Annotated in this window: 23 protein-coding genes; 4 read left to right on the top strand and 19 right to left on the bottom strand. The window is 43.3% G+C overall.

What is annotated here, in order from left to right; all coding sequences use genetic code 11:
• Window positions 1-100: 100 nt before the first annotated feature.
• The 4 genes from FFM75_RS13385 to FFM75_RS13370 all read right to left on the bottom strand — a co-directional run bounded on the left by FFM75_RS13385 (window position 101) and on the right by FFM75_RS13370 (window position 2,705).
• A complete protein-coding gene (locus tag FFM75_RS13385; RefSeq protein ID WP_137629669.1) occupies window positions 101-649 on the bottom strand; it encodes a GtrA family protein in 549 nt (182 codons plus the stop codon).
• 150 nt (window positions 650-799) lie between these two features.
• Window positions 800-1,018, bottom strand: a complete 219-nt coding sequence (locus FFM75_RS13380) for a P8 family protein (RefSeq protein WP_137629668.1) — start codon at window positions 1,016-1,018, stop codon at window positions 800-802.
• Window positions 1,019-1,098: 80 nt separating this feature from the next.
• The gene (locus tag FFM75_RS13375; protein ID WP_223876687.1) at window positions 1,099-1,893 is read right to left on the bottom strand and encodes a matrixin family metalloprotease; all 795 of its coding nucleotides are present in this window, start codon (window positions 1,891-1,893) and stop codon (window positions 1,099-1,101) included.
• Between the two features lie 167 nt (window positions 1,894-2,060).
• On the bottom strand, window positions 2,061-2,705 hold the full coding sequence (locus FFM75_RS13370; RefSeq protein ID WP_137629667.1) for a helix-turn-helix domain-containing protein: 645 nt from the start codon (window positions 2,703-2,705) through the stop codon (window positions 2,061-2,063).
• 167 nt (window positions 2,706-2,872) lie between these two features.
• Here FFM75_RS13370 and FFM75_RS13365 point away from each other — a divergent pair, with 167 nt between their 5' ends.
• The gene (locus FFM75_RS13365; RefSeq protein WP_137629666.1) at window positions 2,873-3,187 is read left to right on the top strand and encodes a hypothetical protein; all 315 of its coding nucleotides are present in this window, start codon (window positions 2,873-2,875) and stop codon (window positions 3,185-3,187) included.
• Window positions 3,188-3,253: 66 nt separating this feature from the next.
• On the opposite strand, the gene FFM75_RS13360 is transcribed toward FFM75_RS13365, so the two are convergent.
• The gene (locus FFM75_RS13360) at window positions 3,254-4,213 is read right to left on the bottom strand and encodes a hypothetical protein (protein ID WP_179951348.1); all 960 of its coding nucleotides are present in this window, start codon (window positions 4,211-4,213) and stop codon (window positions 3,254-3,256) included.
• A 396-nt stretch (window positions 4,214-4,609) separates the two neighbouring features.
• On the opposite strand from FFM75_RS13360, the gene FFM75_RS13355 reads away from it, so the two are divergent.
• Window positions 4,610-5,008, top strand: coding sequence for an aggregation-promoting factor C-terminal-like domain-containing protein (locus FFM75_RS13355; protein ID WP_137629665.1), 399 nt, complete (start codon window positions 4,610-4,612; stop codon window positions 5,006-5,008).
• A gap of 228 nt (window positions 5,009-5,236) precedes the next feature.
• Here the strand turns inward: FFM75_RS13355 and FFM75_RS13350 are convergent, their stop codons facing one another.
• Window positions 5,237-5,599: a winged helix-turn-helix transcriptional regulator gene (locus tag FFM75_RS13350; protein ID WP_137629664.1), complete on the bottom strand. Its 363-nt coding sequence runs from the start codon at window positions 5,597-5,599 to the stop codon at window positions 5,237-5,239.
• A gap of 123 nt (window positions 5,600-5,722) precedes the next feature.
• Here FFM75_RS13350 and FFM75_RS13345 point away from each other — a divergent pair, with 123 nt between their 5' ends.
• The gene (locus FFM75_RS13345; RefSeq protein ID WP_137629663.1) at window positions 5,723-6,922 is read left to right on the top strand and encodes an MFS transporter; all 1,200 of its coding nucleotides are present in this window, start codon (window positions 5,723-5,725) and stop codon (window positions 6,920-6,922) included.
• 72 nt (window positions 6,923-6,994) lie between these two features.
• On the opposite strand, the gene FFM75_RS13340 is transcribed toward FFM75_RS13345, so the two are convergent.
• From FFM75_RS13340 to FFM75_RS13320, 5 genes are all read right to left on the bottom strand, one after another.
• The gene (locus FFM75_RS13340) at window positions 6,995-7,309 is read right to left on the bottom strand and encodes an ArsR/SmtB family transcription factor (RefSeq protein ID WP_137629662.1); all 315 of its coding nucleotides are present in this window, start codon (window positions 7,307-7,309) and stop codon (window positions 6,995-6,997) included.
• A 19-nt stretch (window positions 7,310-7,328) separates the two neighbouring features.
• Window positions 7,329-7,892, bottom strand: coding sequence for a cadmium resistance transporter (locus tag FFM75_RS13335; protein WP_137629661.1), 564 nt, complete (start codon window positions 7,890-7,892; stop codon window positions 7,329-7,331).
• A gap of 123 nt (window positions 7,893-8,015) precedes the next feature.
• Window positions 8,016-11,300 carry a MucBP domain-containing protein gene (locus FFM75_RS13330; protein ID WP_137629660.1) on the bottom strand — a complete coding sequence of 1,095 codons (3,285 nt, stop codon included), beginning with the start codon at window positions 11,298-11,300 and terminating at the stop codon, window positions 8,016-8,018.
• A gap of 342 nt (window positions 11,301-11,642) precedes the next feature.
• Window positions 11,643-13,100, bottom strand: a complete 1,458-nt coding sequence (locus FFM75_RS13325; protein WP_137629659.1) for an NCS2 family permease — start codon at window positions 13,098-13,100, stop codon at window positions 11,643-11,645.
• 208 nt (window positions 13,101-13,308) lie between these two features.
• A complete protein-coding gene (locus tag FFM75_RS13320) occupies window positions 13,309-13,680 on the bottom strand; it encodes a hypothetical protein (RefSeq protein ID WP_137629658.1) in 372 nt (123 codons plus the stop codon).
• Window positions 13,681-14,073: 393 nt separating this feature from the next.
• Between FFM75_RS13320 and FFM75_RS13315 the strand changes: the two genes are divergently transcribed.
• Window positions 14,074-14,637, top strand: a complete 564-nt coding sequence (locus tag FFM75_RS13315; RefSeq protein ID WP_137629657.1) for a LysM peptidoglycan-binding domain-containing protein — start codon at window positions 14,074-14,076, stop codon at window positions 14,635-14,637.
• 64 nt (window positions 14,638-14,701) lie between these two features.
• Here FFM75_RS13315 and FFM75_RS13310 read toward each other — a convergent pair whose 3' ends face one another.
• The 8 genes from FFM75_RS13310 to FFM75_RS13275 all read right to left on the bottom strand — a co-directional run bounded on the left by FFM75_RS13310 (window position 14,702) and on the right by FFM75_RS13275 (window position 23,832).
• On the bottom strand, window positions 14,702-15,679 hold the full coding sequence (locus FFM75_RS13310) for a LacI family DNA-binding transcriptional regulator (protein WP_137629656.1): 978 nt from the start codon (window positions 15,677-15,679) through the stop codon (window positions 14,702-14,704).
• A 122-nt stretch (window positions 15,680-15,801) separates the two neighbouring features.
• A complete protein-coding gene (gene scrK / locus FFM75_RS13305) occupies window positions 15,802-16,677 on the bottom strand; it encodes a fructokinase ScrK (RefSeq protein WP_137629655.1) in 876 nt (291 codons plus the stop codon).
• A 195-nt stretch (window positions 16,678-16,872) separates the two neighbouring features.
• Window positions 16,873-18,027, bottom strand: coding sequence for an RNA-guided endonuclease InsQ/TnpB family protein (locus FFM75_RS13300; RefSeq protein WP_137629654.1), 1,155 nt, complete (start codon window positions 18,025-18,027; stop codon window positions 16,873-16,875).
• A 269-nt stretch (window positions 18,028-18,296) separates the two neighbouring features.
• Window positions 18,297-19,733, bottom strand: a complete 1,437-nt coding sequence (locus FFM75_RS13295) for a glycoside hydrolase family 32 protein (protein WP_137629653.1) — start codon at window positions 19,731-19,733, stop codon at window positions 18,297-18,299.
• A gap of 1 nt (window position 19,734) precedes the next feature.
• The gene (locus tag FFM75_RS13290; RefSeq protein WP_171001512.1) at window positions 19,735-21,045 is read right to left on the bottom strand and encodes an MFS transporter; all 1,311 of its coding nucleotides are present in this window, start codon (window positions 21,043-21,045) and stop codon (window positions 19,735-19,737) included.
• A gap of 215 nt (window positions 21,046-21,260) precedes the next feature.
• On the bottom strand, window positions 21,261-23,186 hold the full coding sequence (locus FFM75_RS13285; RefSeq protein ID WP_137629652.1) for a copper-translocating P-type ATPase: 1,926 nt from the start codon (window positions 23,184-23,186) through the stop codon (window positions 21,261-21,263).
• On the bottom strand, window positions 23,183-23,461 hold the full coding sequence (locus FFM75_RS13280; protein ID WP_379831707.1) for a cupredoxin domain-containing protein: 279 nt from the start codon (window positions 23,459-23,461) through the stop codon (window positions 23,183-23,185). The genes FFM75_RS13285 and FFM75_RS13280 overlap by 4 nt, the downstream gene beginning before the upstream one ends.
• The gene (locus FFM75_RS13275) at window positions 23,461-23,832 is read right to left on the bottom strand and encodes a cupredoxin domain-containing protein (RefSeq protein WP_137629650.1); all 372 of its coding nucleotides are present in this window, start codon (window positions 23,830-23,832) and stop codon (window positions 23,461-23,463) included. Before FFM75_RS13275 ends, FFM75_RS13280 begins: the two co-directional genes overlap by 1 nt.
• Window positions 23,833-24,070: the final 238 nt, after the last annotated feature.

Raw genomic sequence — 24,070 nt, 5'->3', positions numbered from 1 at the left:
GTCACCGGTACAATACCGAGAACTTGCCAATCAGTTAGCAGCTTAATTTAGTTGTCCAAACTTGTGGGTTCACTTCATTGAGCGAGCTTTTTTGATACGCCTAAGCGTTTGGTTTTTTATTCCGAAAGACCACAAGTTTTGAGAAGAAGAAATTCCCAACAACTGCTAAACCATGGCCCACGATCTTAGTAATCACGCCGTGGACCCCTAAAACAGAGATACCCAGCCATAAAATTAAGCTTTCTAACACATACGTCACCACTCGCGTCCCATAAAAGGTGCCCATTTCGCGAACCGGATGTGCTGATTGGTGTTTAAAGACCAAAATACGATCCACCCAAAAGGCACATTGCACACTTAAGACCCAAGCCATGAAGTTCGCCAGCTGATATTCAATTCCCAGCATATTATAGAAGATATAAAACATCGTAATATTAACAATAACGCTTAAAGATCCCCATAAAATGTAGCGTTGGGCTTGCTTCTTAGCCGATTCCTCAACTTCTTCAATCTCATCTTCATACTTCTCTTCAGTTGCCGCTAACTTCGCTTGGTACTCGGCTTCCGTTTCAGCAAGTCCTGCCTCATATTCCGCCTCATTGGTTGGATAATGATGATGACGCAAAGGCTGTTTTCTTTGATTAGCCATGCTTAATCGAACCTTTCATATGTAGTGTGTTAGTAAATTCCCCGTCACAGGTTTAATTATACCGTTCTTAATTAGCTTAAGGCTAAAAAAAGAACCTATCAAGTCAGATAGGTTCTTGGAATGGTTAATTTTATTGAATTAAGTCGTTCTTTAGGACTTTAAAAGTTTTTCAGCGTTTGCCTTTACATCGGCATCGCTCATGTCCATGTATTTCGCTACTTCTGCGGTTGTCTTGTCCGTATCATGATTCGACGCTTCCATGAAGTGATCCCAAATTGCATCCCGAACGGGTGTCTTGGCGTCACTCCAATCAAAAACATCACTCATCTTTTCGTCCAATACTTTAGTCTTTTCAACGCTTGTAGCCATACTCAAACAACTTCCTTTCTTAAGGTTCACTACCTATTATAGTCGGAATTTTGAGAAAGGTTCAAATTTTGCTCGTCAACTTACGATTGCTGATAAATAGCCTTCAAACTCGTTAAATCAGCAGCTGACAGGACCGTTTTTCCTTGACTTATCGGATACATGACTGAAGACTTTTGTGTACTATGATCTAAGCCCAATGCATGGCCCAATTCATGAATCGCAACCGCATCACTGTATGACTGACTATAATCGGCATTTAAACTAGCCGTCGCTTGATTTTGGTAAGTCGTGCCATACCAACTGATATGTTCAATAATCTTGGGACCACCATGGCCAAGTTCAATACTTGTTGACCAATGCTGCATCTTTTTTTGATATGCCGAAAATGTGATCGTGTTACCGGTTTTCGGCGCCGTGCCGTACACTAACTTCACTAAACCAGTCTGATTATAAGTTGCCACCGCGTCTTTAAAAACCTGCCGACCAGCTGCCGACAACTTTGAACTAAAGTGATAGTAATAGGTTTTCGATAAAGTCGCATTTTGGACGATCGATTCAATTGGGGTACCCGTCGTGGTCGTCTGCGTACTTGTCGTTGCAGTTGCAGCGGTCGTCTTTTTAGTCGTTGACGAAGACGATTGCGTTGTCGCTGACTGTTTTGACGTCGTACTCTGACTGCTAGTACTATCATTATCGGTTGCATCGGTCGCCAACAATTGACTACCAAGCTTACCAGATAGGGCATCACTTAATTTTGTTTGATAATAACTAACGGTTGACATAATTTTCGGCCGTAAAGTGGCTCGATTTTGTAAGCCCCACATCACGACGCCTGCTAGCAAAATAACACTTAGCCATTGACGAATGGTTTTCAATCTAATCTTTCCTCTCACAAACCATACTCATAACAAAGCAACGTTGAGCCTTCTTTATACCATAAAAATCATACTTTGCGGGCTTCGTTGTTGATTTGTAATAATACTTTACGTTTTTGTCACGAAAAAAGCGTTGCTGACTAAAGCTGCCAACAACGCCTCAAAAACTACTTTAACGATTGTGGTCGAGCAAATAGGACCATTAAACCACTCCCAATTAATAAGCCGACATGTATCATACTACCCATGGCAGTTCCGGCCGCTACACCCGCGGCATAAGCGCTTGTTGTCGTATGCGTCCAAGCGACGGGTACACTTAGCGCCACATTTAAAATGACTAACATCGCTAAAACAACCAAAAAGCGAACCGCTTGCCGATTAGTTGCAGCCCAATGATCATAACCGTGATACAAAATCACTAATACAAACAAATTGACGATTAAGGTTAAATTCAAGCTTAAGCCAAGATTTCCCTGGAAATAACGTTCCCAATGCGCAAACTGGATCAGGTATGTTAGAAATAAACAAGCGACATTAATATAGTAAGTCAACGCCACTAATCGATCATTCCGTCGACTAATTTTGGCATGTTCATCATAGGTTTTAATCATCGTTAAATCCCCTTTCAACAATTGATCCAGTGACAAGTCATATTGTTCACTGAGCTCAATTAACATCCCCATATCAGGATAACTCCGTTCATTTTCCCAACTTGAAATTGTTTTCCGCGACACATGCAATTGGGCGGCCACTTGGGCTTGCGTCAATTGTCGTTGTTGGCGCATCGCTTTTAAATTATCCGCAAACTTCATCCGCCTCACCACCTACAACTAGCTTACGAATTTAACCGGTTTTAGGCAAGCTAAGAATCATAGCATCCTTGATATACCGGACTTTCTACAGATCCAAGTTATTCGTTAAATAAGTGACCTGACCGTGCTAAACTAACAGTAGTACTTACTTTAAGGGGGAACGTACAATGCCAACTGCAACAACGCTTGACGAACTAACCGCGCTAGTCGCGGCTGATACGCTTATTTTCGAAACGACTGGGGCGGCCAACCAAGCAATCATTACCATCAAAAACAGCATGGTCGGTGAAACAGCACGGATGGGCAGTGACCTAGGATCAGCCGGGATGATTGAAATTCCAATGGCGATCTTTGATTATTTTGATCGTAAATTTGCCAAAGATCCCGCTCAAGCGGCCTTAAAACATGCCATTCAAATGACTTATAACTTCATTGAAGTGACGCCAACGCATTCAGTTTTAAAACATAAATATCGAGATTAGTGCAAAAAAGTACCGCTGCAAATTTGCAGCGGTACTTTTTATCTGATAATAGCTTAATATCCTAGATTACTTAGCAGCTTTACCGGCCGTTAAAGCACTCTTTAAAACCCAACCTTGACCATTGATGTAGCTGTAAACATGTTTCTTAGACTTGTTAGTTAACGTTGCTTGACGCGTTACTTTGTAAGTCTTGTTAGCAGTTAATTTGCCTTTAGCCGTCAACGTCATCTTTGGTTGGTCAGCAGCAATCGCGGCCTTGTAGACAACTGTTTTGGCACTCTTAGTATAGTAGTTCTTAGCGGCAAAAGTCTTTGCGTTTGAAACGGTATACGTTGTGCTAGTTACTTTTTTAGCAGTCGCTTTGCCAGCAGTCAGGGCACTGGTTTTAACCCAGCCTTGACCTTTAACGTAGCTGTAGCTGGCTTTCTTGCTACCGTTCTTAAGGGTTGCTGAACGCGTTACTTTATAAGTCTTGTTAGCAACCAACTTGCCCTTAGCAGTTAACGTCATCTTTGGTTGGTCGGCAGCAACAGCGGCTTTATAAACAACAGTTTTGGCACTCTTAGTGTAATAGTTCTTAGCACTGAACGTCTTTGCATTTGAAACGGTATAAGTTACAGACTTAGCTGTTGAGAGCTTGCCAGCCTTCAACGCACTTGTCAGCACCCACCCATGTCCTGAAACATAGCTGTAACTAACCTTCTTGGAACCTGCTTTAACAGTCAGTGCCTTAGTCACCTTGTAATTGCTCTTAGCTTTTAATGAGCCATTAGCAGTTAATTCAATTGTTGGTTGATCAGCGGCAATAACACCCTTATTAACGGCAACCTTTGCAGCACCAGTATGATAGGTCTTCGCGGTCTTATAAGTTGTTGGTGTGCCAACAATCGTGTAAGTCCGACTCGTACTCGTGTTAGATGCGGTCGTCGTTACGGCACTCGTGGTGGCAGCGTTAGCTGGTAACACCCCGGCTGCTAATGGTAATGATAATGCGACAACTGCTGCTAAAGTTAATGTTTTTTTCATAATCTTCAACTCCCCAAATATTTAAGATTACAATTATTATAGTAATGTTACAGGAATGTGTCAATCATTTCTTTTGTAATATTTGCACTTCTTTGTTAATTAGTTTAATTAACCCACGTCGCTGTAAGCATTTACAACAATAATTTTTTTGGACAAATACCAATATTTTTATGTCCACGGTTAATATACCACTAAACCAAAGATAGTACAGCTATTTAACTTTATCTTAAAAAAGTTATTCTAGTCGCTTAAGAATCCTCTAAAATTAGATTTTACGACTAGTTTTAATAAATGTGACGTGCTTTTAACGACATAGTAACTGCTTATTAACATAACTGTAACACTGCTCCAGTATGCTATTAAGTAATCAATCAACGAACGGGGAATTTATAAAACATGAAAAATCTTAAAGTGAAAATTGCAGCACTGATGTTAGTTCTTAGTTGTGCCTTTGGTTTAGTTTCCAACGTCGCCACTGATTTGGTTCCATCAAATACGATTACAGCGCAAGCTTCAAGCTTAAGTGCCAGCCAAAAGAAGCAAATCGCTAAAATCAACGCCGGCTTATCCAAAAAACAAAAAGCCGCTAAGAATTGGATTGCTTATCATGAATCTGGTTATAGCTATACTGCTCGTAACGGTAATTGTTATGGTCGTTACCAATTATTACGGTCATACTTACACGGTAACTATTCAGCCGTTAACCAAGAAAAAGTGGCTAACAAGTATGTTGCTGGTCGTTATGGCACTTGGACCAAAGCTAAGAGTTTCTGGCAAAGTCATCACTGGTACTAAAAACCAGTCACCTTTTCATACTTTATAATCCGTCAATGAGAGTTCCAGCTAAGTTGAGCAACAGCGGTTGCTAACTTAGCTGGTTTTTTATATTCACAAAAATTTCGCCTATCGGCAACTCGTCAGCTGTTTTCCGGTGATAAGAACAGTTACTGATACCGCCCTGAATCATTAAAAAATTGGCGCTGTAAGCTTGAATTGTCTTACAGCGCCAATTTTTTAGTTGCTTTAAAGTTCGTCGCGGTTCAACAATTCAATCGTCTCCCCATCCTTACGACGCCGATCAATATTCGCTTCGCCCCAAGTACATAACTCATGCAAAATTCCCGATAAACTCTGTCCATAGTCGGTTAAGCAATAATCGACTCGCGGTGGCACTTGTTGATAGACATGGCGAGTCACAATATTAGCGGCTTCCAGTTCTCGCAACTGTTGTGTCAACATCTTCTGTGTTATTTGTGGAATTGCCCGTTTTAACTCACTGTTACGCATGGTTTGATGGCGTAAATGACACAAAATAATCGATTTCCACTTACCACCAATAATCTCCATAGTCGCTTCGACCCCAATATGATACGTCTTAGTTGGCATCCAACCGCCTCCAATTCAATAGTTACTTTTTAGTGCGTATCGCACTTTAAAGTCGGTACTTGTTTATAGGTTCCTCGCTAGTATAATCATTATTTATCAGCTTCACAACCTTAGGAGGTTAACATGACAAAAAAATTTTCGGCAACGTGGACTTTATTCGCTTTAGCAATTAGTGCCTTTGCAATCGGCTCAACCGAATTCATCAGTGTGGGCTTAATGCCTTTGTTAGTGAGTCACTTTCACATTGATCTCGCCCAAGCGGGATTAACGGTTTCGGTATACGCACTTGGGATTATGGTTGGTGCACCGGTGATGACCTTATTAACTGGTCAACTCAATCGTCATCGTTTAATGATGTTGATTATGGGGCTCTTTATTCTTGGGAATTTATTAGCAGCCTTCGCACCAACTTTTAGTGTCTTACTCGTTGGCCGGGTCGTAGCTGCGTTAGCCTACGGGATTTTTATGACCGTAGCTTCCGTCATTGCCGCTGACGTCGTGGCCCCAGCTAAACGGGCTTCGGCCATTGCGGTGATGTTCACCGGCTTAACCGTCGCCACGGTCACCGGGGTGCCATTGGGGACCATGATTGGTCAAGTTGGTGGTTGGCGTTGGTCCTTTATCTTTATTAGTGCGATCGGTGTCATCGGCTTATTGGCCGACTATTGGTTGATTCCACGTAACCTCCCATTACCTAGTAAAGCGACTGCTCGTGGCATTCTAAGAGTCTTAACAAATCCACAACTATTACTGGCACTCTTAGTCACAGCTTTAGGCTACGGTGGGACTTTTGTGGCTTACACTTATTTATCACCCCTATTGGAACAGCAAATGGGCTGGTCAGCTAGTGCCGTGGTCATTATCTTAGTCGTCTACGGGTTAATGGTCGCATTAGGCAACACCCTCGGTGGTCGCTTTGCGAATACCCGCCCACTGGCCGCACTCTTTAAAATGTTTGTCGGCCTACTCATGACTTTGCTCGTCTTAGGACTGACAGCGCATAGTCATTGGCTCGGTTTATTAACGGTCTTAGTCATGGGGATCTTCGCCTTTATGAACGTCCCTGGCTTACAACTTTATATCGTTCAGTTAGCTGAAGTGCACACCCCACAAGATATTACGATGGCCTCGGCGTTAAATATCGCCGCCTTTAACGTCGGCATCGCCCTTGGGTCCGGTATTGGTGGTCAAGTCACGACGCAATTCGGCCTGGCATGGACCCCAATCTTTGGTGCCCTGATGGTCGCAGTCAGCTTAATTTTACTCGGTGGTCTCATCTGGTTAGCACGACCCGCTAAACAACTCGTAACTAAGCATCATTAAAACTAAAAAAACAAATAAGCCAGCTGATGAAAAATTTCATCAGCTGGCTTATTTAGTCGCTTGACTCACACCTTAATCATGATGTGGTTCATGCTTAATTTCATGGGCGACATGGCCAAGCATCGCATTGACCATCTCCAAAATATGCGGATCATCTAAACAATAGTAGACATGTTTTCCTTGCTTGCTTCGAGTCACCAATTGATATTGATATAAAATCGACAATTGATGCGACACCAAGGGCTGTGGTAAGTGGACGTGGTCAACGATACTAGAAACATCGGCTTCGTGGTTTTCCAAAAAATATAAAATTTTAATTCGATTCACATTACTCAATACTTTATAAATTTTGACGGCTTCCGTCAAAATTGCCTCGTTTACGTCCACATTGAACCCCTCCGGTTAACTAAAATAGCGCAATTAGGTGACTGATCAAGCCACTATCCCAAAAGACATATAGCCCAATCAACACATAACACACTTTCATGAGTTTTTCGCCGTGCGCCGTCATGACCCGTGTCACAACTGGCACATCAGCAATCAATTTAATGACTAATACTACCAAAATCGTCAAAACGCCGATAAATCCCAAGGTCATTACAAAGTGTAGCATAGTTTCACCGACCAAGACAGGTAAGAAAATCGACAAGTTACAGCCCGCACAGACCGACAAGTAGGTCAATAAAACATTTAAGATTGGTGACCGGTCCGTCTGATCATTATCGTCGTCATCGTCATCGCGAAACGCCAGATAAATCGGTAAGATCCCCAGTACCCCTAACAACCATTCCGGCAGGAACAAGGCTAATGTCTTGCCAATAAAAAAACTAGCGACTAACAAAATCAAGTTACCAAGTAAGTACCCCACCATTACTTGTGACACGCGATATTTTTTCAATAAAAAAATCAGCATAAAGAAGAAATCCAAATTCACGCTTAAAAACGTTAATGCTAAAACCCAATAATTCATTGCCTAACTCGCTTCCTTTATTTTTACATATATTATATGCCACATATGTAATATGTAAAGTAAAAATAAAAAGGTAACATCAATTTGACTGATGTCACCTTTCGATTCACGACTTCAATATGCTTAATGGGTTCGTTTCCGCCAACCGGCTAAACCAAGCAAACTACCTAACAATGCTAATCCCCAGAATGGTGAGCTGGCTTGTTCTTTAGTTTGTGGCAATTCAGTAGTCGCTTGGGTGGTTACTGAATTGGACGCTATTACTTTTGCGCTCGCCACCGAACTTGGTGTCGCGGCTAACTGTCCATTACCAGTCGTCACAGTTGGCTTAATCTTAGCTGCTGATACAGTCGTTGTCGGTTGTCCTTTAACCGGCGCCTGTCCGGCTGGCTTGGTCGCCGTTGGTTTTGTGACCGGCTTAGTCGTCCCTGGTGTTTCTGGATTGATGGTATCGCCCGTACCAGAATCAGTCACTGATTCATAAACATAGGTGACCTCAATGTCATCAGTTCCTAACGTCCCAGTCGCATTGGCTGGTGTCACGACTAGTTGATAACCACTAATCTTAGCCGCTTGTGTCATATACGTCGTCCCAGTCCGACCGGTAAATAACTTATCCGGTGCTAGTTGTTGCCCTTGCTTCGTTACGTAATGAACGATAACTGTCGCTGCTTGATCAGGCGTTACCGGTGGTGTCACTGCGTCGGCTTGATAAACCAACGTAACGGTGACTGGTTGTGCCCCATAAGCACCGGTCAGCTGACCTTGCGCGGTCTGATACGTGTAACCCAAGATAGTTGGCGCTGCGACTGTATAGGTTGTCCCAACTTGACCGGTCAACACCGTATCAGCTTGAAGCGTCTTCCCCGTTGTATCTTGATAATGAACCGTGACAGTTGACTGCACCGCTCGATAAACTAACGTCAGTTCAGTTGGTGCATCCGTATAGGTCCCCGTAATACGTCGAGTTTGCGCCATCTGGTAGTTATAACCTAAAATCGTTGGAATTTTCACGTCATAATTTGTGCCCACTTGACCAGTGAACACATCATCAGCTTGTAGTGTTTGACCATCAGTATCACGATAATGCACGGTTACGGTCGAGTTAACAACTTGATAAATAAAGGTCACTTCTGTTGGCGCATCACCATATGTCCCGGTCGCATCACCTTGGGTACTCTGATACTTGTAACCCACTAACGTTGGTGCTTGAATCGCAAAGTCGGTCCCGATTTGCCCGGTTTCGGTCGTATCGGCTTGAATCGTTTGGCCATCGGTCGTTTGATAATGGACCGTTACGGTCGAATGAGCTTCATCATAAACAAAGGTCACTTCTGTTGGCGTATCACCGTAAGTCCCCGTCGCATCACCTTGGGTACTTTGATAGGTGTAACCTACTAACGTTGGTGCTTGGATCGCAAAGTTAGTGCCAATTTGTCCCGTTTCGGTCGTATCCGCTTGAATCGTTTTGCCGTTAGCATCTTGATAATGCACGGTCACAGTCGAATACGCTTCATTATAGATGAAAGTTACTTCAGTCGGATCATCACCATAAGTCCCCGTCGCATCGCCTTGCGTTGATTGATATTTGTACCCTAATATGCTTGGCGCGGTGATATTAAAGTCGGTACCAACTTGACCGGTCGCCGTCGTGTCCGCTTGAATCGTCTGACCATTCGCATCTTGGTAATGGACCGTTACGGTTGAATAAGCCATTTGATAAACAAAGGTCACCGTCTGCGCTGTGGCTGAAAAAGTCCCCGTCGCATTATCGGGTGGTGTCGTTAGCTTGTATCCTTTGATTGCTTTGGCCGTGGCAGTGTATCCTTCGCCAACTAACCCAGATAAGGTCTCTGAATCAGCTAATGGTTTGCCTTGTTCATCAACATAATTAACCGTCACATCTTCAGCATTATTGGCAATCAAATATGGCGTAAACACATCGGCAATTTCGTTACCATCAGCATCACTGACAATTTGACTCAGATAATACGTATACGGATTTTGTAAGACCGTATATTGTGGATAGGGACTCGTCGTTGGCCCAGGAATGTGTTGATTTTGCGTCACTTGAAAATCAATATAATCGCCATTAGCCGCATTAGTGGCACCACTGTAATATAACCGAATTTGCGGATTGGCCGCTGACGGCGACGTCGCAAAGATGATTCGAGCACCGGAAGTAAACGTGAAGGTCATGTTCTTAGGTGGTTTAACCGGATTTAGCATCGTATATTTCCCCGTCGTTGGCACATAAACGACTGGTTGAACGATAACTTGACTGGCAATTGACAGCCGGTCGGTATATTGGGTCGCATCTAATGATGAAAAATCGGTAATTTCATTATAAGGCACCGTTAAGCTAGTCAACTTTTTCAACCCAGCCAATGGCGTGATATCTGAAACCCGTTGGCTCACCATTTGAAAGTAAGTCAAGTTAGTCAGCGCTGCGACTGGCGAGATATCCGTGATATCCCCATGCATCACTTCACTTGGTAAATCGACACGCTCAGTTAAATCTAATGACGTTAAATTTGTGGCGTATTGTAAGCCTTCAATTGAAAATGACGTCTTACCATCAATATAGGTTTCCGTACCTTGTAACGAAAATTCCGTCAAATATAACATATCGCTTTGCTTGATATCAGCCACACTAGCCCATGTCTTACCATAGTTGCCTCTATTTAGCGTATTCAAAACCACTTGTTGCAATGTCTTGTTAGGCATCCAAGTATCAATATCGTCATCCGTTACCGCGGTTACTTCTGCGACTGGTTGCGCCATTGCACGTGTCCGTGGCATCGCTTGGACTCGGCTAACAGACTTAGGTATGTCCACGGCTGCTGGACTATCGCTAGCATTGCTTGCACTAGCCGGTGTCGTGGTTGACGCTGACTGAGTGGTTGGTTGTGTCGTTTTAGGCGTCACCACCGACTGATCAGTGCTAGTTGTAGTGGTCTTATTCGTTGTAGCTGGCGCCGATTCCTTATCAGCTGGCGCTTTTTGAGTAGTTACTGACGATTCAGTTGGCGTCGTCGTTTTGACGTCAGATTCAGATGTACCCTGATCAGTATCCGTCGCAACTGGTTTTGAACTCGTTTGATCAGTCGTCGATGAATCCGTGGTTGTGTTACTACTACTGTTGTTAGTTGCCTCTGTTTTATTAGGTGTGTCCTGACCGCTGGCTTTGTCTGCATCAGTCGTCCCGGACTTCAATGTGGTCGTTTGTCCGGCAGTGGTTGTCCCGGTTGTTGTTGACGTGGCATCAGGCACGTCACTTGTAACCGTATCTGCTTGGACTGTCACGACATCCCATGCGCCAAAGGCTAAAACCGAGGTCGTAATACCGGCCACAAGCCATTGCTTTCCTTTTTTATACATCTTAAAATGCTGTTTTGAATTAATCACGATGATCCCCCCGCAAATTAAATAATCTAGTAAGCATTAAAAAGTAACGGTAATAAAAGCGATTTCAATCCCGACCAAGCAAAAACATAAGATCCGGATTAATCACTGTCAAAACCTAGAAATAACCTAATTAATAATTATTAAACACCTATATCATAATTCTATTTTACCATAAACGTACTGTTTTAAAAGTATAATTATAAAATTAATGACGAAGTCAACAGTTAATTGTGAGTAACTTAAAAAATATGTGGTTTATACGTGTTATTAACGATTGCATCAAACAAAAAAAAGCCGCTACGCTAGTAAGTACTAACGTAACGACACTCAAATCTGACTTATTTAAACTAACGCCAAAACCACAAAATTAATGACAAACAAACCAGATACAATCCAAATCAACGGATGAATTTCTTTAACCTTGCCATTCACAGTCTTAATAATGCAATAGAAGATAAAACCAGCAGCAATCCCATACGTAATGTTATAGGCAAAAGCCATAATAAAGGATGTCATAAACGCTGGAATGGCTTCACTTAAATCTGACCATGGAATCTGACTGAAAGAGCTCATCATCATAATCCCAACTAAGATCAACGATGGCGCGATCGCAGCCGTTGGAATAATTGATAAGAGTGGTGAGGCTAAAGAACTGATCAAGAATAAAATTGAAACGACAACACTGGTTAACCCAGTCCGACCACCGGCACCAATCCCAGCGGAACTTTCAACATAAGTCGTTAAGTTAGACGTCCCAAAGATGGAACCAACCCCAGTCGCAATCGAATCAGCAAACAATGCTTTATCAAGTTTCGATTTAAACCCAGGCGCTTGTTCTAAGGCCAATTCTTTTTCACCGGCAAAGATCCCGGTTTGACGACCAGTCCCGATAAAAGTCCCTAATGAATCAAATGTATCTGACAAACTAAAGGACAAAATCGTCATCAAGACCAAGATGATGCGGTTATGCTCAGCGAATAATGACCCCATTCCTTTGGCTGAAAAGGCCGCTAAGAAAGTCGTCCCTAATTGATGGAATGACGCCCCAATCGTGTAATCACTAGCTAAATGCAAATCGGTAACGCCCATTGGAATCCCAATGACCGTCGTGGCTAAAATCCCAATCAGCAATGCCCCAGGGACTTTTTTAACTTTTAAAATTACCGTTAATACTAATCCAATCAAGGCTAAAACCAATGCTGGCGAATTAAACATTTGTAGTGCTGGCGTCACACCGCCACTTGCCACCACGGTACTGACCCCATGATGAAATACGGATTGTGCGGCTTGATAAGCTTTACCATTAATCGTCAAAATATTATCTGATGAACTAGTAAATTGTAAAAAGTTCGCATTCTTCAAACCAGCATAGGCGATAAAGGCCCCAATCCCACCACTAATGGCTAACTGTAAGTTATTCGGGATTGCCGTAATCAACATCTTCCGAATCTTGGTTGCGGTAATAATGATATTAATAATCCCACAGAAGAAGACTAAGGCTAAAGCTTCTTGCCAAGTAAATCCTAACCCCATCACCACCGTATATGTAAAGAAGGCATTGAGTCCCATCCCAGGTGCTAACGCATACGGCACATTCGCAAATAAGCCCATGACCAAGGTTCCCGCAACTGACGCAATGATGGTTGCTAAGAAGACGGCTTGTTGTGGCATCCCCGTTTGGCCTAAAATTTGCGGATTAACGAATAAGATATACGACATCGCAAAAAAGGTCGTGACCCCCGCACCGATTTCTGTACCGACTGTTGTCCCTGATTCCTTGAGCTTGAAAAACTTATCCAAAACAATTCCTCCCAAATGCGAACAATATAATTGCTAATAAAATAAATGTTAACTATTTCATCAACAACTATAACAGACCCTTTTTTAAAAATAAAGTGTTTTTAAAAAATAAATCGAACTTTTCAATGCCAGATAATCATATTGTTCGTATTTTGATGAAATTTCATATAAACAAAAACCCTAACTTTATGATTGTTAGGGTTTCACCTTATTGATCAGCTTTTACTAATTGATAGCCATCCGCCACCAACTGATTTTTAAACCAAGTCTCAAACATAATCCCATACCAAATATCACCAATCAAACCGACTGCCATCACCACATTCTCAGTGAAGAATAAGCTGACAATCATATTTAACGACAGCATCGCTAGAAACGGCACTGCCGACTTAAGTGAAAAGTAACGAATTTGGCAACGGGGACTAAATAACGCATAAAACCAAGTGAACAACAATGCCCACAAATTAAAGCGCCCGTAAACGCGTTTCGTGATTGTTGTCCCATTTTCTTCCTTTTCAAAAATAAGATCTTGTTTGACGCGTTGTTTAAAGCCGAACCATTCGGCTGGTGCAAAATTCATAACTTAACCTCCGTTTTGGGTCCTGATTGTCATTATAGTGGGCTAATTGGCCGACCGTCAATGCCTGATACTAGATCCCCCCCCCTAACGACCACCTCAATGAACATTACAAGTCAGCGGCAACCCAACCTTTTCCGTAATAAAACACATGTTTAAAAAGATGTACACAAATGCTAACCCCTTGATAGTACTCACTTTTCCTTTTTGATAGGTCGCAGTTTAAGATTACAAAGATTGCGGTCAGTTGACAAAGATGGCAAACCAACCGGCTTTTTTTAAACCAGCTGATATTTATTAGTAACATAAGCACGCTAAACTCTGGTCATTAGCTTGAAGCAATTCAAAGCTTAGTTGCGTTTGACACTAATCGATTTTATATAGGAGAGATATTTTTTGAAAAAAGTTATGCGTACCATCTTATCAACATCTGCAGTTGCCGTAGGGTTAATCTTTGCCGGGGCAATGACCGCCAACGCTGATTCAACTTACACCGTTAAAGCGGGCGATTCATCATGGAAGATTTCTCAAGAATACGACATTACGATCAACCAACTCGAAAAAGCCAACAACATCCAAGGCCACTTAATTTTACCTGGCCAACAATTGACGATTCCAACTAGTGGCTCAACGACGACGTCGACTAGCCAAAGCCAAGCGACGACTTCTGCTGCGACAACGACTGAAACTAGTGAAACCACTAGCACGTCTAGCTACACTGGTAGTAACTTAAAGAGCTACGTCTTGAGTCAAATGGCCTCACGGACTGGCGTTTCCGCAGCAACTTGGAACGCCATCATCACCCGTGAATCCAACTGGCAACCATTTGTCCGTAACAGTTCTAGTGGTGCTTATGGCTTATTCCAAAACATGCACATTAGTGGTGGCTCCGTTGAAGCACAAGTTGACGCTGCCGTTAGCTTATACCATGCACAAGGCATGCAAGCTTGGGCCCTCTAAACCAATTTAAACCATTATCCAGATGATCAAAAAGACGAAAACCGTGACTGGTTTTCGTCTTTTTTTAGGCTGTATCGCCTTGCCACAATTTAATCGGCAAAATATATTCCTGCTTAGTTGGTACCCCTTGCATCCGGTCATTTAAGACTTGGATGGCCGTCGTTGCCAACTCATCGATTGGCTGCACGATCGTCGTTAAACTTGGTAGTAATTCACGCGCGGTCTTCGTCCCATCATAACCAATTAATAATAAGTCATCTGGAATTCGCCGTCCTAATTCATGAGCTAGCTGCATAATCAAAGCCGCATCGGTGTCATTAGACGCAAAGATGCCATCAACTTCTGGATGATCACTAAAGATTTGACGAAATAAAGCCTTTTTGCGTTCTTCGGGCATATTAAAGTCCACTTCATACGTCAATGGTGTTAAACCATGGTCTTGCATCACGGTTTCATAAGCGTCACGGCGGCGCTTAGTCGGGGTCGCTAACGCTTTTGGCCCGTTAATATGAATCACATGCTGTGCCCCTTGATCTAACAAACGGGTCGTCGCCACGACCCCGCCACGATAGTTATCAGATTCAATAATCGGAATATCTTGGTTCATAATGCGGTCAATCGCCACAATCGGCAAGTCGCGATGCTCGTATTGCTTGATTCCTTGATTATGCGTCCCAACAACTAAGCCATCAACTTGTTTGGTCAATAATTGATTCAAATACTCGGTTTCCTTAGCAACATCATTCATCGAATTGCCAATTAAGACTTTAAACCCTTGTTGATACAGCTTCATTTCAAGCGCTGCCGTCAATTCGCCAAAAAATGGATTGGCGACGGTTGGCAATAAAATGCCAATCAAATTAGTCTTATTTTTGTACAATTGGCGTGCCACCACATTGGGATGGTAATCCAAGGCTTTAATTGCCGCATAAACTTTATCAATCGTCTGTTGGCTCAGATAACCACGGTTGTTCAACACCCGTGACACCGTGGTTTTTGACACCTGGGCTAACTTAGCCACATCTTCTAATTTCGGGGCCATCGCGTGGTCACCGCCTCTCTATTCAGTCACAACTAATACTTAGCATTATACCTTAAAAACACCCCAGCATAAAAGCGGCCTAGGTCACCCTAGTCCGCTTTTAGTGTGTCGTCTTAAAAAGACTATTGCCGATTCAACTCTTTAGCAGCTAATGCAAAGTCGCCTAACGTCGCGGACCCATTGTTCGCCATCAATGGCATCGTTAAATAATCTTCTAACGATGGCACACTGACGTAATCATTTAACAACATGTCAAAATCCCGGCGCACCTTTTGCAAGAAGCCTTCGCTGACCACCCCACCGCCAAAAATGATTTTATCTGGTCGAATCGTCAACGTCGTTTGCACGGCCGCTTGCGCCACATAATAACTCATGATATCCCAGACTGGATCATTCAAAGGCACGTCACGACCAGGGCGACCTACCCGAGCATCAAACGTTGGCCCGGCCACCAGTCCTTCTAAACAATCATGATGAAAAGGACAAATCCCAGCAAAGTCACGGTCATCAGGATGGCGCTTAACGGGCACATGCCCCATTTCAGGATGGCCCAAGCTACCTAGAAATTGCCCATTAATCACGGTGCCGGCACCGACCCCAGTACCAATCGTATAGTAAACAAGTGAATTTAATTGGGCATTCGTCAAACCAGCCATGACGTATTCCCCATAGGCAGACCCATTGACATCGGTCGTCCAAGCAACGGGACAACCAAGGGCCTGTTTAATTGGCCCAACAAAATCAGTTTGCGACCACCCGGGTTTAGGGGTCTTGGTGATGTAGCCGTAATCTTTAGCGTGTTGCCGAATTTCAATCGGACCAAATGAGGCAATGCCGATCGCATCGAGGTCAAATTGTTTAAAAAAGGCAATCGTCGCCGCAAGGGTTTCGGCAGGCGTCGTCGTTGGGATCACTGTTTGCGTTTTAATCCGAAAATCGCCATCGCCAACGGCACAGACAAACTTAGTGCCACCGGCTTCAATACTTCCTAATAACATCGCATTTTCTGCTATGCAAAACATGAATAAATGCAGAAAAACGTGCCATTCTTCCGCATTCAGAAAGATTGCATATTTCCTTTCTTTGTTTTGGCTTGCTCCCGTCATAACATTGGTGTTCTGACGATACCAGAATGGTAAGGCCACATTGACCAACTAGGTGAGCTTAAGGGCCTAGCCAGCCCCGTTGTTTTGTTAGTTAGCGAGTACTAATAGATTCGCTACGGCATTGCTGTCGCGATTTAATTTAGCCCCACATTGATAACAATCATATTGATCATGTCTAGTACCGTGAAGTGTATTACCACGCAAAGTGATTTTTTCCAGTCCTTGTTTGACGTAACCACACTGCGAACAACGTTGCGTGGAAGGATAGGACTGTTTGGCCAACACCAATCGTTTCCCATACCAATCGCACTTATAAGTTAACAGTTGTCGAAAATAGCCAAACATCGAACGATGTAGCCCTTTTGAAGCTACATGGGTCATTTGCATTTTCTTAACCGCTAAATCTTCAATGACGATCGTATCAAAATCGGTCACTAATTTAGTGGTGAATTTTTGCATCAAGTCATGCTGGATATTGGTAGCCTTCCGATAAGCGCGCTGCAACTTGGCTCTCATTGTGCGATAGTTTATCGTATGCGTTGCCTTTTTACCATTCACGACTCGTTTATGTGCAAGTTTGCGTTGATAATATTTAATCTGTTCATATAACCGGTTTAGTCGCTTAGGGATAACCATGATAAGGCCGTCAGTATAATTGAAATGACCGACGTTAACATCGACTGCTGTAAGCTGATTGGTCTGGCATTTTGGTTCAATGATGACCTCAAAGTTCAAACAAGCCCAGAATATGCCGTTCTCACAGTAAATGCTAACGGTCTTGAGAACACCATCTAAGTCAACATGCTTATTGAAACGAATATCATACCAATTGGCAACACCATGCGGCTTATCAAGTCGCAATTTACCTTTTACCAATTTAGCGCGATCAGTTTTAAAGCCCTGTCGCGGTGCCCGTTTAGACTTGAATTTAGGTTTACCCCAATCAGTTAATGCCTCGTTAAAAAAGTCATCCCAAGCAACTCCTAAATCCGTAATTGCTAGCTGCAGCGTCCGTGATGACAAACCATATTGCCAGTCAGATTTATTAGCAACTAACTCATCGCGCACACGTAATTTACTTGGTTTACGGTTAGCTGTTTTATTCAAACAATAAGCGTCATACATGTTATTCCAAGTCTCTAAAGCTTGATTCCAGCAGTAGCGTCGATAGTCACATAAATCGAGCAGCGCTTTTCTCATGTGACTATTAGGATAAAGCTTAACTTTTTGTGTGCGAATCATTATTTCTCACCACTCGATAGATTGGATTGTAACGAATATGACCGCTTCATTACTATTCCAATATACCTTAGTTAGACGAACTAATGTTCTAATTTACCAAAATGATATAAACTTTACAAAATACATACAAAAGCAAGAGATCCAACAACTTTCACGATACTAGATGGGTTAGCCATAACCTATCCATGTTATTTTTCTAATGTTATGACTATTTTTCTACAATTGACTACATTTTTCTATATTTTAAGGAACAGTTATCTCCTCCTGTCTTAATAGTGATTCGTTTGTGCGGTCAACGCATAAAGTTTAGCTTGCATCGTGACTGGTTGACTCGCGGCCACCTGGAACGTATGTGTCCCAGCATCGTAGAACCGTTCAGTAAAGACAGCTTGACCATCATTAATGAACCATTCTAATGAACTCGTATCCAGCCAACCATCTAACGTCAAAGTGGTTTGATTAGGTGCCAGTTGTGCATAACGGGCATCCGGACGATCGGCCCGTTTTAAGACCAGTTCGCCGGTCGTTTGGTCAAACGTCAGCGTCACGACCGCTTGTTGGGCCGTGTTCAGTAAACTAACAGTTAGTTGTCCCGTTAAGTTGGCCAGGTCAAACGTCGCTTTAAATTCCGCTTGGGTTGCCGCTGGCTGTAGGTCAATCGACCCAGCAACTGATTGCGTTTGATCGATTAAGGTCTGGGTGCGTAACGTCGCCATCTCCCGCACTGGTCGCATCCGCAAGTGGTTATCCACATCCATCGTTAATTCCCGTGGACAAGTTAAAGCGCCGGCCCAACCGTCAGCCTGTTCAGGCATTTGACTTTCCCACATCGCCATCCAGCCGAGCATCACCCGCCGACCATCTGGGGTTAAAGTCGTTTGCGTCGCATAAAAGTCATGGCCGTGGTCCAGCTCTTGAAAAGCAGTCCGCGCCATTAAGCCTGGTTGTTGGGCATCGCGTTGACCAACGAAATAGCCTGTTTGATAAAGATTCAAGTATTGCTTGTCAGTCGCTTGAATCCCTTGGGGCGACGTCAATAAAACTTGTTGCCCGTTCAACTCAAATAAATCGGGGCATTCCCACATGAACCCTTCTTTAGCCGCATCGCCAGCTTCAGCAATCGGGCCAAGATAAGTCCAATCCGTTAAATTATCTGCTTGATACAAAATCACCCGCCCATTGCCAGTTTGGTTTTGACTGCCTAAAACCAAGTAGTAGTGGTCATTGTCTTGCCAAACTTTGGGATCACGGAAATGCTGGGTATTATCCGTTGGTGCCTGGGCAATAATCGGATTATGGGCGTATTTGGTAAAGTGAATACCATCGGTACTATAGGCCATATTCTGATTTTGCCAAAAGTGGTCAGGATCATTATCACCATAATAATGGTGACCCGTATAAATCAAGATGAGCTTGTCATCTTTAACAATGGCACTTCCTGAAAAGCACCCATCTTCGTCTTCAGGATCACCGGGGGTTAACGCTGTTGGTAACGTTTCCCAGTTGACTAAGTCCTTACTGCGCGCATGGCCCCAATGCATTGGCCCCCATTCGGCGGCATATGGATAATATTGATAAAATACATGATAGTAGCCTTGGAAGTAGCAAAAGCCATTTGGATCGTTCATCCAACCACCCGGTGTCATCAGATGGTAGCCAAGGCGATAGCGTTGGTTCGTGACGGTCATTTTTGATTGTGTTGTCATTTTAATTTTGTTCCTCCGTTAATTGTGATTGGGTGGCATTGCTGCGAACAAATGGGTCACCGTTAACATCCTGGTCATCTTTCTTCAAAATGAAGAAGGCGTAAATGCCGGCCAATAAAACGATCCCGGAAATCACGCGGAACGTGATACTGTAACCAAAGTGATCCCGGAACGCCCCGAGTGGCGTTGACAAGATAACTTGTCCAACTTGGGCAGCAACTTGGAAACCAACCATATAAAGTGTCGCCGATAATTTAGTATCAAAATGCAAGGTGAAATACCGGAACACTGGTAAACAGAATAATGGCACTTCTAAAGAATGCAACATTTTAATCAGTGACACCGTGACCGGGTCATTAGCAAAGCCACAAGCACCGATCCGAACACACATTACAAGCATCCCAAGTAGCAAGGTATTGCGAACTCCAATTTTGCGCATGATAATTGGGACGATACCCATCATAATGGCTTCAAAGAATACCTGAATCGAATTCAAGGTGCCATACATATGTTGCCCGAGTGCTTGGGTGGCAAATAAATTCGTATAGAATTGGGGAAACATTTGTTGATCAAAAACGGTATAAAAGGTCCACGTAAACATGATAAAAATAATAATTTCCCATAATTCACGCATTTTCAAGACACTAAACATTTCTTTTAATGACGGTGATTTTTGCGCTTGGGTGGCGGTTTGTGCCAAGTCAACGCGGCGTTCAGCGGCCGGATGCCAGAACAATAAGTCTAATAACAGCAGTAACCCAAAGCCTGACCCGAACCAGAAGTTTAATTGGGGATTGATGACAAATAAGAAACCCGCTAATAAAGCCACTAAGGCATACCCAAACGAACCCCAGGCCCGCGCTTGTCCATATTCAAAATCAAATTGACGACTCATTTTTTCAACAAAGGCTTCTAAAACTGGTGACGCCGCTAAGAAACCAGCCGATAAAACAACCGCCCCGACAATGATACCGATTACAAATTGGTGCTTTAATAATGGCGCGTACACCCAAGAAAAGAATGGCCCGACTAATGTGGCCAAGACCCCACAAGCAATCAATAAGGTCCGTTTGAGGACAAGTTTATCTTGCAACGCCCCATAGACAAACATCAGCACTAAGGTCACGGCCGAGTTAGCCGAATAAATCGTCCCAACTTGGCTCCCGGTTAATCCCAGGCCACTTTTAGACGTTAACCATAATTGGAAAAACGACCACCAAACACCCCATGATGCGAAAAATAGCAATAGCGTGACTGAACTTTGCACATAGGAGCCGTTCTTTAATAATTTAAAATTAATCTTTTTGCCCACTGTTAAAGCCTCCCAAAATAATTATCGTTTATGTTAACCGGTTGACATGATCTTGAAAACGTTTTCTATTATAACCACGTTTAAATTTTATGTCAACCGGTTATCACATAAAAATTCAAGCGTTATCATTTTACGGATTAATCGTTGGCGACGCAAAAAAAGGCCGTCGTATGGTGAGATACGACGACCTTGTAAGTTGCTATTAGGCTAATGGCTCAAGCCACTTGCGCTTTTGTGGTAATTCTTGCTTTATTGAGTAACACTGAACTCGTCACTACTGACAATGAACTGATTGCCATCGCTAAACCGGCCAATTCGGGACTTAAGGTGACCCCTAAGGCAAAGAAGATACCGGCGGCCACTGGAATCCCGAGCACATTGTAGATAAAGGCCCAAAACAAATTTAACTTAATGCGATTAAAGGTTTTCTTGCTTAACGCCAATGCCTTATCGACATCCCGTAAGTCGTTTTTAACAAGCACGATCCCACCAGCATCGATTGCAATATCAGTCCCGGACCCCATGGCGATTCCCACATCAGCGGTCGTCAGTGCGGGGGCATCATTGATACCATCACCGACAAAGGCCACTTTACCGGTCTTTTGAAAAGCGGCAACGTGTGCCGCTTTATCGCCAGGTAACACATCAGCAATGACTTCATCAATGCCAACTTGCTTGGCAACGGCTTCGGCGACCCGTTGATTGTCTCCGGTCAACATGACCGTCTTCAATCCCCGCGCCCGCAAATCAGCAATCGCGGTCGCCGACGTTTTTTTAGCCACATCTTGAATGGCGATCAAGCCAATGATGCGATCATCTAAGCCAACAAAGACCACCGTCTTCGCTTCGTTTTGTAATCGAGTCTCTTGTTGCGCTAACTGGTCGTTGATTTTAAAAGTTGCTAGTAATTTATGATTGCCAACGACACCTTTTTGACCAGCCAACTGGGCGGCAACCCCTTTACCTTCGATGGCCTTAAAATCAGTCACCTCAACTAACGGCACATTACCAGCTTTCGCCCGGGCTAAAATCGCAGTCGCTAAAGGATGTTCCGAAGATTCTTCCAAACTAGCCGCGACTTTTAACACTTGCGCTTCATCACCAATAATATCCGTCACTTGTGGTTTTCCAACCGTAATCGTCCCCGTTTTATCAAAAATCACCGTTTTAACATCGTTCACGGCTTCTAAGACTTCACCGTTTTTGATCAAGATTCCCATCTTAGCGCCCCGACCAGTCCCAACCATTAAGGCTGTTGGTGTTGCTAAGCCTAACGCACATGGACAAGCGATCACGACGACCGATACGGCAAAAATCAACGCGCGGGCAACACTGGCATCTAAAAAGACGTACCACGTTAAGAACGTTAAAATCGCCAAAATCAGGACAACTGGTACAAAAATATCGGAGACTTTATCTGTCAGCTTTTGAATCGGTGCATGACTATTTTGAGCCTTTTTAACCAAATCCACGATTTGTGATAACATCGTTTGGTCACCGACTTTATTCGCTTTAACTAAAAACGTCCCGGTACTGTTCATGGTCGACCCAATGACCGCATCATCGACTTGCTTAGTGACCGGCATACTTTCACCTGTCACCATGGATTCATCAATACTAGAATGTCCTTTGATGATCACCCCATCGACGGGAATCTTTTGTCCAGGTTTGACCCGAACGATATCATTTAAGGCGACTTCAGCCAACGGGACTTTAACAAAGCGATTGTCCCGTAAAACTTCGGCTTCTTTAGCTTGCAAATTGACTAACTTCTCTACCGCACTTGACGCGTTATTGCGCATCCGCTCTTCAAAAACTTGACCTAATAAGACAAAGGTCGTGACAAAAGCAGCACTTTCAAAAAAGACGGGTTGGTGGGTTGCCATCGCATAAATACTATAAAAATAAGCAGTTGCGGTCCCAATGGCCACTAACGTATCCATATTTGAATGATGCTTTTTAAACGAAGCCCAGGCACTTTGAATGAAAGGCCCTGCGGCAACTAGCATCACAACGGTCGTTAGTCCCAGTTGCATCCAGTCGCCACCCGGAATCATCCAACCAAACGGCATTAAAACCATATTGGCTAGCATGGGTAATGAAAAAATCAATGAGATCCAAAACCGTTTCGTAATACTCATGGTTGGACCACCACTTTTCCATAAAACATATCCATCCCACAACTGAAGTCAAACTCACCGGCTTGATCAGTTGGAATCGTCACCGTTTGTGGCGCATTTAACGGTAAATCCATGTCGAAATCTAACGCTTTTGAATGAACCCTGGCTAAACAGCCTTGATCTTGGGTCCGTTGAAACGTTAATGTTGCCGGTTTACCTTGCTTAACAGTTACAATAGCTGGTTGATAGCCGCCATTAACGGTAATCTTTTGATTGGTCATGTTAATTGCCTCCATTACTTGATGATTAACTTGCCATGAAACATATCCATGCCGCAGGCCCATTGATATTCACCTGGGGTACTCGTATCGATAGTCACCGTTTCAACTTGATTTTTAGGTAACGCTTGGTTGATCCCAAAATCACTAAAAACAACATGATCCAAACAACTTGAGGCATCTTTACGGGTAAAGTTTAAAACTGCCGGTACACCTTGCTTTAAGACCACGTTTTCTGGCGAATACCCGCCGCTAACTTCAATATCAACACTCTGCTGGTCAGCTGTCACCGCAGCCACGGCACTGGCCGTCGTATGCTTACCAAAGAACCACCAAATAATCGCCCCAATTAAAACCAACCCAACACCTAATACGATCAACTTAATCATCTCGCAACATCCTCTCTAAAATGCCGTTTTTATTTCAGATTACACTTGTAAACAACATAAGTTATCTTACACTCATCGTTTACGTTTGTCAACGATGAGACTCAACCGCTTAAAAATAGCGACATAAAAGGCGCTAGCTTGCACTAACGCCTTGTTAAATAGGCTCTATGATATTTGGTGTTGATGGATAAAATCCATCGACGCCTTTTTTGTAAAACAAACTAAAAAGGGCATACTG

This window comes from Lactiplantibacillus daowaiensis, assembly GCF_005405085.1.
Lineage (GTDB): Bacteria > Bacillota > Bacilli > Lactobacillales > Lactobacillaceae > Lactiplantibacillus > Lactiplantibacillus daowaiensis.
Note: the sequence above shows the minus strand (reverse complement) of the source record. Positions and strands in the feature narration are given on the sequence as shown.